Origin of the sequence: Microbacterium sp. BR1, assembly GCF_002812725.1 — a bacterium.
GTDB lineage: Bacteria > Actinomycetota > Actinomycetes > Actinomycetales > Microbacteriaceae > Microbacterium.
Window position 1 is genome coordinate 945461 of the sequence record NZ_NMUN01000004.1, and the last position, 13001, is coordinate 958461.

The 13001-nt window shown below is 68.8% G+C and carries 9 protein-coding genes; 2 read left to right on the forward strand and 7 right to left on the reverse strand.

The window, feature by feature from the left end; genetic code table 11:
- Positions 1-45 precede the first annotated feature (45 nt).
- The 4 genes from CGU35_RS08700 to CGU35_RS08715 form a co-directional block, all read right to left on the reverse strand.
- On the reverse strand, positions 46-987 hold the full coding sequence (locus tag CGU35_RS08700; protein WP_146048005.1) for a hypothetical protein: 942 nt from the start codon (positions 985-987) through the stop codon (positions 46-48).
- A gap of 135 nt (positions 988-1122) precedes the next feature.
- The gene (locus CGU35_RS08705) at positions 1123-2460 is read right to left on the reverse strand and encodes a class II 3-deoxy-7-phosphoheptulonate synthase (RefSeq protein WP_100811097.1); all 1338 of its coding nucleotides are present in this window, start codon (positions 2458-2460) and stop codon (positions 1123-1125) included.
- A 73-nt stretch (positions 2461-2533) separates the two neighbouring features.
- Positions 2534-3220, reverse strand: coding sequence for a lysophospholipid acyltransferase family protein (locus CGU35_RS08710; protein WP_100811098.1), 687 nt, complete (start codon positions 3218-3220; stop codon positions 2534-2536).
- A gap of 3 nt (positions 3221-3223) precedes the next feature.
- Positions 3224-4180 carry an ROK family glucokinase gene (locus tag CGU35_RS08715; RefSeq protein ID WP_100811378.1) on the reverse strand — a complete coding sequence of 319 codons (957 nt, stop codon included), beginning with the start codon at positions 4178-4180 and terminating at the stop codon, positions 3224-3226.
- Between the two features lie 162 nt (positions 4181-4342).
- Here CGU35_RS08715 and CGU35_RS08720 point away from each other — a divergent pair, with 162 nt between their 5' ends.
- Positions 4343-6175 (forward strand): AMP-dependent synthetase/ligase, encoded by a 1833-nt coding sequence (locus CGU35_RS08720; protein ID WP_100811099.1) that lies wholly within the window; start codon positions 4343-4345, stop codon positions 6173-6175.
- Positions 6176-6188: 13 nt separating this feature from the next.
- Here the strand turns inward: CGU35_RS08720 and CGU35_RS08725 are convergent, their stop codons facing one another.
- The 3 genes from CGU35_RS08725 to CGU35_RS08735 form a co-directional block, all read right to left on the reverse strand.
- Positions 6189-6680, reverse strand: coding sequence for a peptide deformylase (locus tag CGU35_RS08725; RefSeq protein WP_100811100.1), 492 nt, complete (start codon positions 6678-6680; stop codon positions 6189-6191).
- Between the two features lie 6 nt (positions 6681-6686).
- A complete protein-coding gene (locus tag CGU35_RS08730) occupies positions 6687-8384 on the reverse strand; it encodes a MinD/ParA family ATP-binding protein (protein WP_232711200.1) in 1698 nt (565 codons plus the stop codon).
- Between the two features lie 108 nt (positions 8385-8492).
- Complete coding sequence (locus CGU35_RS08735) at positions 8493-11900, reverse strand: pyruvate carboxylase (RefSeq protein ID WP_100811101.1); 3408 nt, start codon at positions 11898-11900, stop codon at positions 8493-8495.
- Between the two features lie 70 nt (positions 11901-11970).
- Here CGU35_RS08735 and CGU35_RS08740 point away from each other — a divergent pair, with 70 nt between their 5' ends.
- A complete protein-coding gene (locus CGU35_RS08740; RefSeq protein WP_036296460.1) occupies positions 11971-12780 on the forward strand; it encodes a ParA family protein in 810 nt (269 codons plus the stop codon).
- Positions 12781-13001: the final 221 nt, after the last annotated feature.

Sequence of the window (13001 nt, forward strand, 5' to 3'; positions counted from 1 at the left end):
CTCTATCTGGGCGCCAGATCGAGCGGTTTGTGACAGGTCGAACCATCATCTGCCGAAGAATCGGCCCTGGAGCGCGCGGCGGATACGTGCGACCAGCGCAGCCTCGTCGGCCAGGTCCGCCGCACCCAGCTCGATCACGCGATAGCCGGCGTCCTCGAATAGCTGACGGCGGGTCAGATCGTCGAGCCACCGCCTGCGCGAGGTTCGGTGGTCGTCGCCCTGATACTCGATCAGCAGTCGCGCGTCGCGGTATCCCAGATCGGCGTGACGGATGCCGTGGGCCGTCATCACCGCGAACTGCACCTCGGGTTCGGGCAGCCCACCCGCCACGAGTATCAGTCGTAGCAGCGACTCCCGGGGCGAGTCGACGGGCCGGCGCAGCCGCGGCAGGGCCCACGCGAGACTCGCAGCTCCCCGTCGAGACCCATGCTCACGGACGGCCGCGACCAGTTCGGTGTTCTCTGCGAGAGGTGGCGTGCGTCCGCCCGCTCTGCGGGTGCCGCTGATCACATGGTCGCCGATGGCCACGAGCCACCTCCGGTCGATCCGCGCGGCCCGTCCGAGCTCGGCCAGGTGGCACCAGGTGCGAGGTGGCGCGACCACGGGCAGGTGAGCGAGAAAGGCGATCGGCGTATCGGTGTCGTCGGTCTGCCGCCCCGTGACCCCGGGCCGACGCATCCGTCGCGCGCCGAGGGTCAGCACGTCGAGAGGATCGGATGCCCCGTGCTCAGCGGGTAGCGGCATACCGAGCAGCGCCGCTGCAGTCAGATGACTGAAGACTTGATCGTTGCCCATCAGCGGAAGGAGAGCCGTACATCGGTCGACGAGGTCCGTCGGGTCCAGCGCCCGGGCCCGCACACCGTGGTGCGGCCGGTCGAGATCGCCTCCACGCATCCGTCCGTCCGCGACACCCGACGAACGCCCCTGCGCGACCGTGAATGCCACGCCCGGGGGCAGCTCAGCCGGCAACGGCATACGTCGACCCATCGGCCCACTCTGCCGCCCGCGACATCCCTATCCCGGTTCATCCACAGCCGCCGCCCGTCGACCTGTCACAGAACGCTCGATCTCGCGAACGGATGCAGCGGTTTGTGACAGTTCGACGCCAGAAGGGGCGCGGGGTCAGCGCTTCTCGAGCTCCTCGGCCACGAGGAAGGCGAGCTCCAGGCTCTGCATGTGGTTCAGGCGCGGGTCGCAGAGGCTCTCGTAGCGCGTCGCGAGGGTTGCCTCGTCGATCATCTCGGAGCCGCCCAGGCACTCGGTCACGTCGTCGCCCGTGAGCTCGACGTGAATGCCGCCCGGGAACGTGCCGACCGCACGGTGCGCGTCGAAGAAGCCGCGCACCTCGTCCACGACGTCGTCGAAGCGACGCGTCTTGTAACCCGTCGGCGTCGTGATGCCGTTGCCGTGCATCGGGTCGGTGACCCACAGGGGCGTCGCACCCGAGTCGCGCACGGCCTCGAGCAGCGGCGGCAGCGCGTCGCGGATCTTGCCCGCACCCATGCGCGTGATGAACGTCAGACGCCCGGGCTCGCGCTCGGGGTCGAGCTTGTCGATCAGCTCGAGGACGGTCTCGGGAGAGGTCGTGGGCCCGAGCTTCACGCCGATCGGGTTGCGGATCTTCGAGAAGTAGTCGATGTGCGCGCCGTCGAGGTCGCGCGTGCGCTCACCGATCCACACGAAGTGCGCCGACGTGTTGTACGGCGTTCCGGTGCGCGAGTCGATGCGGGTCATCGGACGCTCGTAGTCCATGAGCAGGCCCTCGTGGCCGGTGTAGAACTCGACGCGACGCAGGTCGTCGAAGTCGGCGCCCGCGGCCTCCATGAACTTGATCGCGCGATCGATCTCGCCCGCGATGCGCTCGTAGCGCTGGTTCGCCGGGTTCTCGGCGAAGCCCTTGTTCCAGCTGTGCACCTCGCGCAGATCGGCGAAACCACCCTGCGTGAACGCACGGATCAGGTTCAGCGTCGACGCGGCCGTGTGGTAGCCCTTGAGCAGGCGCGCCGGGTCGGGCTGACGCGAGGCCTCGGTGAAGTCGTAGCCGTTGACGATGTCGCCGCGGTAGGCGGGGAGCGTGACGTCGCCGCGCGTCTCGGTGTCGCTCGAGCGGGGCTTGGCGAACTGTCCCGCCATGCGCCCCATCTTCACGACCGGCATCGACGCGCCGTAGGTCAGCACGACCGCCATCTGCAGCACGGTCTTGATGCGGTTGCGGATCTGCTCGGCCGTCGCACCCGCGAAGGTCTCGGCGCAGTCACCGCCCTGCAGCAGGAAGGCGTTGCCCGAGGCGGCACGCGCGAGGCGGTCGCGCAGGATGTCGACCTCTCCCGCGAAGACGAGCGGCGGAAGCGTTGCGATCTCGGCCGAGACAGCGGCGACGGCATCGGCGTCGCGCCACTGGGGCTGCTGTTTGATGGGCAGGTTCCGCCAGTGATCGAGGGGGTCAAGCTGCTGAAGCATCCGCTCAGTCTAGCCGTGCAGGACAGGCCCCGGATGCCGCACCCACCCGCGTCAGACCGCGCAGGAACGGCGATCAGGTGCGAGCGGCGAGCCGGTCTTTGACCGTCGAGGCGTAGACGTCCTCGTAGTACTGCTCGCCCAACCGCTGCAGTGCGACCATGATCTCGTCCGTCACGGACCGCAACACGTATCGGTCGCCCTCGAGCCCCGCGAATCGCGAGAAGTCGAGCGGTTCGCCGATGACGACGCCCACGCGGCCGATGCGGGGCATCCGTTTGCCGATCGGCATGATCGTGTCGGTGTCGACCATGACGACCGGGATCACCGGGACGCGTGCCTCGAGCGCCATGCGCGCGATGCCGGTGCGACCGCGGTAGAGGCGGCCATCGGGACTCCGGGTTCCCTCGGGGTAGATCCCGAGAAGGTCGTCGTTCGCGAGCACCGCGAGTCCCGTGTTGAGGGAGGCTTCGGATGCCTTGCCGCCCGAACGGTCGATCGGGATCTGTCCCGTGGCCTTGAAGAAGACGCGTGTGGCCCAGCCGCGGATGCCCCGGCCGGTGAAGTAGTCGCTCTTCGCGAGGAACGACATCTGCCGATCGATCATGAGCGGAAGGAACACCGAGTCGGCGAACGACAGGTGGTTGCTCGCGAGGATCGCCCCGCCCTCGACGGGGATGTTGCGCCGACCGACGATCCAGGGCCGGAAGATCGCCTTGAGGATCGGCCCGATCACGATGTACTTCATCAGCCAGTAGAACATCGCTCACTCACCATCCCGCAGGTAGGCACGGCGCGCGAGGTCCGCGACCCCGATCACGCCCGCGTCGTTGATCAGCTCGGCGACGGCGAACTCGGCGACGGGGCGATGCTCCGGAGCGGACAACGCCGTCAGGTAGGCCTCGCGCACGGGCGCGAGCAGCCGCTCATCGAGCACCGAGACTCCCCCGCCGATCACGAAGATCTCGGGGTCCAGCACGGCGGCAAAGCTGCCGCACGCCTCGCCGAGCGACGCGGCGACCCGGCGTAGCGCCTGGAGCGCGCCCGGATCGTCGGCGAGAACGAGCTCGGCGATCGCCTGGCCGGACACCCGTCCGTCCGCACTACGGGCGGCGTCGAGGGCGGAACCGATACCGGATGCCTCGGCATCCGCGATCTCGTTGGCGATGCGGCGCAGGGCATTGCCCGACGCGTACTGCTCGAGGCATCCGTTTCGCCCGCAGCCGCACAGCAGACCGCCGGGCACGAGCCGGAGGTGCCCGAGCTCGCCGCCGATGCCGAAGCCCCCGCGGGAGAGCTCGCCGCCGGCGATGATCGCGCCACCGACCCCGGTACCCAGTGTCAGCATCGTCATGTGGGACCGACCCCGTCCGGCACCGAAGCGGAATTCGGCCCATCCCGCGGCATCCGCGTCGTTCTCGATCACGACCGCCAGGCCCGCGAGTTCCGAGATCCGGTCACGCAACGGCTCGTCACGCCACGCGATGTTCGGGGCGAAGCGCACGCGCGTGCGCTCACGATCCATGAAGCCGGCGGCGGCAACGCCCGCTGCTCGCGCATTCGTGCCGGCACGCAACTCGCCGATCATGACCGCGACCGCATCCTCGATCGCGCGCGGGCCTTCGGGGGTGTCGACACGCCGCGCCTGCACGATCGTGCCGGACTCGTCAACCAGACCACCGGCGATCTTGGTTCCGCCGATGTCGATGCCGATCGAAAGCACTCCCACTCCCCTTCGCGACCACGTGTGGCCCCGGACGGCCTCGTGCAGTCTAGCCGCGGACCGGTCCGTAAACCGGGTCTCGATTCCCTGAGACCGAGTTCCACCAGAGGGTAGACTCGGGGCGAAGCCGACAACACCCCGGTGCCAAAGGAGCTGCCGATAATGAGTGCCGTCCAATTCGAGGTCCCCGCCGTCGTACCCGCGGACCCGAAAGCCAATGTGACCCATCTGCTCGAGGATCGCGTCGCGGCAACGCCCGATCTCGCGCTCTTCGCCGTGCCGCAGGGCGACGGCTGGCGAGACATCACCGCGACGGAGTTCCGCCGTCAAGTTGTCGCGCTCGCGAAGGGACTCGCCGCAACCGGGATCGAACCCGGAGACAAGGTCGGATTCCTCGCACGGACGACCTACGAGTGGACCCTGGTCGACTTCGCGCTGTTCTATGCGGGCGCCGTCATGGTGCCGATCTACGAGACGAGTTCACCTCACCAGATCCAGTGGATCCTCGAGGACTCGGGTGCCGTCGCGTGCATCGTCGAAGCCGCCGATCACGCCGCACGCCTCGATGAGGTCCGGGGCGACCTGCCCCTGATCCGCGAGGTGTGGCAGCTCGGCCTCGACGCCATCGACAAGCTCAGCGAACTCGGGGCCTCGGTCCCGGATGCCGAGATCGACCGCCGTCGCGGTATCGCGCAGGGCTCGGACATCGCGACGCTCATCTACACCTCGGGTTCGACGGGACGCCCGAAGGGATGCGTGCTGACGCACAGCAACTTCGTCGAGCTCTCGCGGAACGCCGCGGTCGCGCTGAAGGAGGTCGTGCAGACGCCCGGCGCCTCGACGCTGCTGTTCATCACGACCGCGCACGTGTTCGCGCGCTTCATCTCGATCCTCGACGTGCACGCGGGCGTGAAGACCGGGCACCAGCCCGACACGAAGCAGCTCCTGCCCGCCCTCGGATCCTTCAAGCCGACGTTCCTGCTGGCGGTGCCGCGGGTCTTCGAGAAGGTCTACAACTCGTCCGAGCAGAAGGCCGAGGCCGGCGGTAAGGGCAAGATCTTCCGCGCCGCCGCAGACACGGCCATCGAGCACTCGAAGCTGCTGCAGGACGGAAAGAAGATCCCGTTCGGGATGCGCATCAAGTTCGCGCTCTTCGATCGGCTCGTCTACAGCAAGCTCCGTGCCGCCATGGGCGGGCGCATCCAGTACGCCGTGTCGGGTTCGGCCCCGCTCGGGCCGCGATTGGGGCACTTCTTCCACAGCCTCGGCATCGTCATCCTCGAGGGTTATGGCCTGACCGAGACCACCGCCCCCGCGACCGTCAACCTCGCGACCAAGTCGAAGATCGGCACGGTCGGCCCCGTCCTGCCGGGCGTCGGCATCCGCCTCGCCGAGGACGGCGAGGTCGAGGTGCGCGGCATCGACGTCTTCAAGGAGTACTGGCGCAACCCCGAGGCGACCGCAGCCGCGTTCGATGGCGACTGGTTCAAGACCGGAGACCTCGGATCGTTCGACTCCGAGGGCTTCCTGACGATCACGGGCCGCAAGAAGGAGATCATCGTCACGGCCGGCGGCAAGAACGTCGCCCCGGCCGCGCTCGAGGATCCGATCCGCGCCAACCCGATCGTCGGTCAGGTCGTCGTGGTGGGCGACCAGAAGCCGTTCATCGCGGCGCTCGTCACCCTCGACTCGGAGATGCTGCCGACCTGGCTCGCGAACAACGGGCTGCCCGGCACCATGTCGCTCGACGAGGCCGCGAAGCACGATGCCGTGAAGGCCGAGGTTCAGCGCGCGATCGATACGGCGAACAGCCACGTGTCGCGGGCCGAGTCGATCCGCAAGTTCACGATCCTGCCGATCGAGTGGACCGAGGCGAGCGGCCATCTGACGCCGAAGATGTCGATCAAGCGCAACGTGATCGTGGAGGACTTCGCCGACGACATCGCCGAGATCTATCGCGAGCCCGTGGCGACGACGAACGTCACCCTGCCGTAGGACGCGTTCCGGGCTAGAACCAGGAAGACTCGCGCACCTCGCGCATCGCCACGCGGCGACGCTCGGGCGTGAGCCGATCCAGGTACAGCGTGCCGTCGAGGTGATCGGTCTCGTGCTGCAGGGCCTGCGCGAGCAGACCCTCGCCCTCGAGGACCACGGGCTCACCGTCGAGGTCGATGCCCTCGACCCGTGCCCACGGGTACCGGATCGCCGGGTGCCAGAGGCCGGGAACCGACAGGCATCCCTCGTCCACGGGTACCGGCTCACCCCGCACCTCGACGAGGACCGGATTCAGGACGTACCCGATATCGCCGTCGATGTTGTAGCTGAACGCGCGCAAGCCGACGCCGATCTGCGGCGCGGCGACGCCGGCGCGTCCCGGAGGCTCGACCGTGTCGATCAGGTCACGCACCAGAGCACGGACGCTCTCATCGATCTCGCCGATCTCGGCCGCATGCGCCTTGAGCACGGGATCGCCGAAGAGGCGGATGTCTCGCACAGCCATGGCGCGTCAGGCCGCCGTCGATACGGACTGCAGACCCTCGACGACCTTGGCGGCCAGTTCGCGAGCGGCCGCGCGCGTGGCCGGCTGCAGGTCGCGGAACACGATCGCGCCCCCGGTCGCGAGCTGCGGGTCGTACGGCATACGCAGCACGTCGCGCACGCGAGTGCGGAAGTGCGCCTCGAGCTCGTCCTGACGCACCGGCGACGTTCCGGGCGATGACATGTTGAGGACGACGATGGCGCTCCGCACCCGATCCTCGTACCCGTTCGCCTCCAGCCACGTGAGCGTCTCGGATGCGAGCCGCGCCTCGTCGATGCTACGACCCGCGACGACGATCAGCCGGTCGGCACGCTCGAGCGTTGCCCCCATGACCGAGTGGACGATACCGGTGCCGGTGTCGGTCAGCACGACCGAGTAGTAGTGCGCCGCCACCTCGGCGACCGCGCGATACTCGTCACCGCTGAACGCCTCGGCGATGTGCGGGTCGGTGTCGGAGGCCAAGACATCCAAACGTGTCTCGTCGCGGGCGACGATCGCCGAGACGTCGTTGTAGCCGCGTAGGTTGTCGCGCTCGCGAACGAGATCACGGACGGTCCGGCCGCTGCGTCGCGCGATGCGCTCGGCGAGGGTACCGCGATCGGGGTTGGCATCGACGGCGATGACCCGATCGTCACGGGCGTCGGCGAGGGCCTGTCCGAGAAGGGTCGTGATGGTCGTCTTGCCCACGCCGCCCTTGCGCGAGACGACGGCGACGAACCGGGCGCCGCCCCCGGGCAGGGCCGCGGCGATGCGACGATCGAGGGCCTTGCGGGCGCGCGCCCGCTTGCCGTCGCCGACGTTGAGCTTGCCGCCGGTCACCGAGTAGAGCAGGTGCTGCCAGACCCCCTCGGGCTCGGGGCGCGCGATCTGTGCCGGGTCGAGCAGTCGATCGGCGGTGAGCAGATCGGATGTCTCGCGCTCCGAGACACCCGCGATGTCGCCGATTCTGCGCGAGGCCAGCACGGGTGCGTCGGCGGCTGAGGTGCGTGCGACTTCACGACGCTCGGCGGGCTGGGAGGCCGGGGCGGTCCCATCGTTCACGGGAGTCTCCTTCTCGTCCGGCGCGTCATCCACCGGTGCATCGAGATCGTCGTCGGTCGCGGCGTCCCCGTGGGGCGCTGCGGGGGCGGACTCGAAGCCGGTCGGCTCGAATCCGGTCGTCTCGGCATCGTCCAGGGGGAGATCGTCGATGTCGACGTCCTCGAACGAGGCATCCTCCGTGGTGAGGTCCTCGGATCCGGCACCGAGCGGGATGTCCTCGGGAAAACCGTCCTCGATACGACTGTCCTCGCTGGGGCTGTCTTCGCTGGGGCTGTGCTCGATGGGGCTGTCCTCGATGGGACTGTCCTCCATAGCGCCGGCCTCGAGGGGCATGTCCTCGACGGACGCCTCGTCCGGCACGACGCCGTCGAGGTCTTCCGTCGAATCGTCGCCCTCTGCCGAGACCTCCACCGCGGCCTCTTCGATCGCGACGTCGTCAGCGACCTCATCGGTCGGCGCCTGCTGCTCGACGGCGGGCAGATCGATCGTCACGAATCCGCCCGCGAAGGCGATGTCGCCCTCCACGATGTCCTCGTCGTCCTCTTCTTCCGCGGGAAGCGTGATATTGACGTGCGCCGTCTGCGTGCCGAGCAATCCGATGCCCGATGTCTCGACAGATGGCACGTCGTCGAGGATCCCGTTATCTGGGTCGTCGGTGCCGCTCGGATCTTTGCCGTGAGGCGTCACTGGAACTCCGGACCTTGCAGTTGGGGGGATGGTACTCGCCCCAGATTACTGCGCCGGGCGCACCACGACCAAAAGGTCTCCCGCCTCGACCTGCTGGGTTGCGCCGATCGCAAGGCGCTCGATCACGCCATCGATGGGCGACGTGATGGCCGCCTCCATCTTCATCGCTTCGATCGAGGCGACCGCCTGGCCCGCGTGAACCGACTCGCCCACAGACGCTTTCACCGTGACCACACCCGAGAACGGAGCCGCGACCTGGCCGGGCTTGGTCGTGTCGGCCTTCTCCGCCTGCCGGGCCTCGACCGAGATGCTCCGGTCGCGCACGAACACCGGACGCAGCTGGCCGTTGAGTGTCGTCATGACCGTGCGCATGCCCTTGTCGTCGGCCGCACCGATCGCCTCGAGCCCGACCAGCAGACGCACACCCCGCTCGATCTCGACCGCGTGCTCTTCGCCCGGGACGAGGCCGTAGAGGTAGTCGGAGGTGTCCAGCAGCGAGACATCGCCGAAGACCTCGCGCACCTGCGCGAACTGGCGGGTCGGCACGGGGAAGAGCAGACGGTTCAGCGCTTCGCGTCGAGCCGCGGCGTCGCCGGCCAGAGCCTCGGAATCCGCCGCGGACAGGGGTTCGACCTCGATCTTCACGGTGCGCCCGGCCAGCACGGCCGTGCGGAAGGGCTCGGGCCATCCGCCCGGCAGATCTCCGAGCTCGCCCGCCATGAATCCGACGACGGAGTCGGGGATGTCGTAGTTCTGCGGGTTGGCCTCGAAGTCGGCCGGGTCGGCCTTCACCGCCGCGAGATGCAGGGCGAGATCGCCGACGACCTTCGACGACGGCGTCACCTTGGGGATGCGGCCGAGGATGCCGTTGGCCGCGGCATACATGTCCTCGATCAGTTCGAAGTCATCCGCGAGGCCCAGGGCGATCGCCTGCTGACGCAGGTTCGAGAGCTGACCGCCGGGGATCTCGTGCCGGTACACGCGGCCCGTGGGCCCCGGCAACCCGGATTCGAACGGGGCGTACAGGTGGCGCACGGCCTCCCAGTACGGCTCGAGGTCGGCGACCGCATCCAGGTCGAGGCCGGTGTCGCGCTCGGTGTGCGCGAGAGCAGCGACCAGCGACGAGAGTGACGGCTGGCTGGTCGTCCCCGCCATGGGGGCGGATGCCGCATCCACCGCGTCCGCACCGGCGGCACTCGCCGCGAGGAGCGTTGCGAGCTGCCCACCCGGGGTGTCGTGCGTGTGCACGTGGACGGGCAGGTCGAAGCGCGCCCGCAGAGCGGACACGAGGCGTGAGGCGGCTTCGGGACGCAGAAGCCCGGCCATGTCCTTGATCGCGAGGACGTGGGCACCGGCATCCACGATCTGCTCGGCGAGGCGCAGGTAGTAGTCGAGGGTGTACAGGTCCTCGTCCGGGTTGAGGAGGTCGCCCGTGTAGCAGACCGCCACTTCCGCGACCGCCGAGCCCGTCGCCAGGACGGCGTCGATCGCGGGTCGCATCTGCGCAACGTCGTTCAGAGCGTCGAAGATGCGGAAGATGTCTACGCCGGTCGCCGCGGCTTCGCGCACGAACGCATCCGTCACCTCGGTCGGGTACGGGGTGTAGCCGACCGTGTTGCGGCCACGCAGGAGCATCTGGATCGGGACGTTCGGCAGGGCCTCGCGCAGACGCTCCAGCCGCTCCCAGGGGTCCTCGCCGAGGAATCGGAGAGCCACGTCGTAGGTCGCCCCGCCCCACGCCTCGACCGAGAACAGACCGGGGGTCAGTCGCGCCACGTACGGCGCGACGGCGACGAGGTCACGCGTGCGAACACGGGTCGCGAGCAAGGACTGGTGCGCGTCCCGGAAGGTCGTGTCGGTGACCGCGAGGGGCTTCTGTTCGCGTAGCGCGAGGGCGAATCCCGTCGGGCCCAGCTCGAGCAGACGCTGGCGCCCCGCGGGCGGGGCGGGCGCACTCAGGTCGATCGGCGGGAGCTTCATCGCCGGGTCGATCGACAGGGGGTTCTCACCGTTCGGCTTGTTGACCGTGACGTCGACGAGCCAGTTCAGCAGGCGCGTCCCGCGGTCCTTCGACTCGCGTCCCCGCAGCAATTGGGGACGCTCGTCGATGAACGACGTGGCGATGTCTCCGGCGACGAACGAGGGGTCATCGAGCACGGCCTGCAAGAACGGGATGTTGGTCGAGACGCCGCGGATGCGGAACTCGGCCAGAGCCCGCCGTGCCCGCGAGACCGCGGCCGGGAAGTCGCGCCCGCGGCAGGTGAGCTTCGCGAGCATCGAGTCGAAGTGGGGGCTGACCTGCGAACCGGCCGCGGTCGTCCCACCGTCGAGACGGATGCCGGCGCCGCCGGGCGAACGGTACGTCGTGATCTTGCCCGTGTCGGGTCGGAAACCCTGCGTCGGGTCCTCCGTCGTGATGCGGCACTGCAGCGCCGCGCCCCGCAGGCGGATGTCGGCCTGCTCGAGACCCAGGTCTGCCAGGGTCTCGCCCGCGGCGATGCGCATCTGGGTCTGGACGAGATCGACATCCGTCACCTCTTCGGTGACCGTGTGCTCGACCTGGATGCGCGGGTTCATCTCGATGAAGACGTGCGTGCCCGCGCGCTCCCCCTCGGTGTCGACGAGGAACTCGACCGTGCCGGCGTTGACGTAGCCGATCGACTCGGCGAAGGCGACGGCGTCACGGTGCAGCTTCTGGCGCAGTTCCTCGTCGAGGTTCGGCGCGGGCGCGATCTCGATCACCTTCTGGTGCCGGCGCTGCACCGAGCAGTCCCGCTCGAAGAGGTGGACGGTGTGCCCGGCCTGATCGGCGAGGATCTGCACCTCGATGTGACGGGGCCGGACGACGGCCTGCTCGAGGAACATGCGCGGGTCACCGAACGCGCTGTCGGCCTCGCGCATCGCCTCGGCGAGAGCCGGGGCCAACTCCTCCTTGGTCTCGACGCGGCGCATCCCGCGCCCGCCGCCGCCGGCGACGGCCTTGGCGAACAGCGGGAATCCGATTCCGTCCGCCTGTGCGAGAAGCTCGTCGACATCCGCCGATGCTTCGGTCGACGCGAGCACCTGCACCCCGGCGGCTATCGCGTGGTGCTTGGCGGTGACCTTGTTGCCGGCCATCTCGAGCACCCGCGCGGGCGGCCCGATGAAGGCGATGCCGTTGGCGCTCGCACGCTCGGCCAGATCCGGGTTCTCCGACAGGAATCCGTAACCGGGATAGATCGCATCGCAGCCGCTCTCGAGAGCGACGCGGATGATCTCGTCCACATCGAGGTAGGCACGCACGGGATGACCGCGCTCGCCGATCTCGTAGGCCTCGTCGGCCTTCAAACGATGCAGCGAGTTGCGATCCTCGTAGGGATAGACGGCAACCGTGCGCGCGCCCACCTCATAGGCGGCCCGAAAGGCGCGTATGGCGATTTCACCACGATTCGCGACAAGGATCTTGCGGAACATGACACCTCACAACTTCGGCGCGTCGACCTGAGTGTGTTCCACAGCCTAGGGGACGGTAACGTAGACGATTGTGCACGTACTCAGCGTCAGCTCCCTCAAGGGCGGGGTCGGAAAGACCACCGTGACGCTCGGGCTTGCCTCCGCGGCATTCGCCCGGGGCGTCCGAACACTCGTCGTCGACCTCGACCCGCAGTCGGATGTCTCGACCGGCATGGACATCCAGGTCGCCGGCCGTCTCAACGTCGCCGATGTGCTCGGCAACCCCAAGGAGAAGGTCGTCCGCCAGGCGATCACGTCGAGCGGGTGGGCGAAGGTCCACCCCGGCACGATCGATGTGCTGATCGGCAGCCCCTCGGCCATCAACTTCGACGGGCCGCACCCGAGCGTCCGCGATGTCTGGAAGCTCGAAGAAGCCCTCGCCACGATCGAGGCCGACTACGACCTCGTGCTCGTCGACTGCGCCCCGTCGCTCAATGCCCTCACGCGCACGGCGTGGGCCGCGAGCGATCGTGTGATCGTCGTGTCCGAACCCGGCCTGTTCTCGGTCGCCGCCGCTGACCGTGCCCTGCGCGCGATCGAAGAGATCCGCCGTGGTCTGTCGCCCCGGCTCCAGCCGCTCGGAATCGTCGTCAACCGCGTGCGGCCCCAGTCGATCGAGCACCAGTTCCGCATCAAAGAGCTGCGGGACATGTTCGGCCCCCTCGTGCTGTCCCCCCAGCTGCCCGAGCGCACGTCGCTGCAGCAGGCACAGGGCGCCGCGAAGCCTCTGCACATCTGGCCCGGCGACTCGGCTCAGGAGCTCGCGGCCGACTTCGACGCACTGCTCGATCGTGTCATGCGCACCGGCCGCATTCCGGTTCCCGGCGACGCCCGCATCTGACCTCGGGTCGTACCCGGCCGCGTCATGTCGACTCGCCGCTGCGCTCCGACCCAGCCTCGCCGCTGCGCTCCGACCCAGCCTCACCGCTGGGCTCCGACCCGACCCCGCCGCCCACCCGTTGCGTGTCCCACTTTCGCACTGTCGCGTCCCACTTTGCGTCGGTAACCGACCCCCATACCGAGCGTAAGTGGGACATCGTCTGTCCGGCGGCGGCGCATCAC

Bases quoted from the DNA above. Each gene is read 5' to 3' on its own strand.
- CGU35_RS08720 (WP_100811099.1), top strand. From the start codon at position 4,343: ATGAGTGCCGTCCAATTCGAGGTCCCCGCCGTCGTACCCGCGGACCCG.
- CGU35_RS08710 (WP_100811098.1), bottom strand. From the start codon at position 3,220: ATGTTCTACTGGCTGATGAAGTACATCGTGATCGGGCCGATCCTCAAG.
- CGU35_RS08700 (WP_146048005.1), bottom strand. From the start codon at position 987: ATGGGTCGACGTATGCCGTTGCCGGCTGAGCTGCCCCCGGGCGTGGCA.
- CGU35_RS08725 (WP_100811100.1), bottom strand. From the start codon at position 6,680: ATGGCTGTGCGAGACATCCGCCTCTTCGGCGATCCCGTGCTCAAGGCG.
- CGU35_RS08735 (WP_100811101.1), bottom strand. From the start codon at position 11,900: ATGTTCCGCAAGATCCTTGTCGCGAATCGTGGTGAAATCGCCATACGC.
- CGU35_RS08705 (WP_100811097.1), bottom strand. From the start codon at position 2,460: ATGCTTCAGCAGCTTGACCCCCTCGATCACTGGCGGAACCTGCCCATC.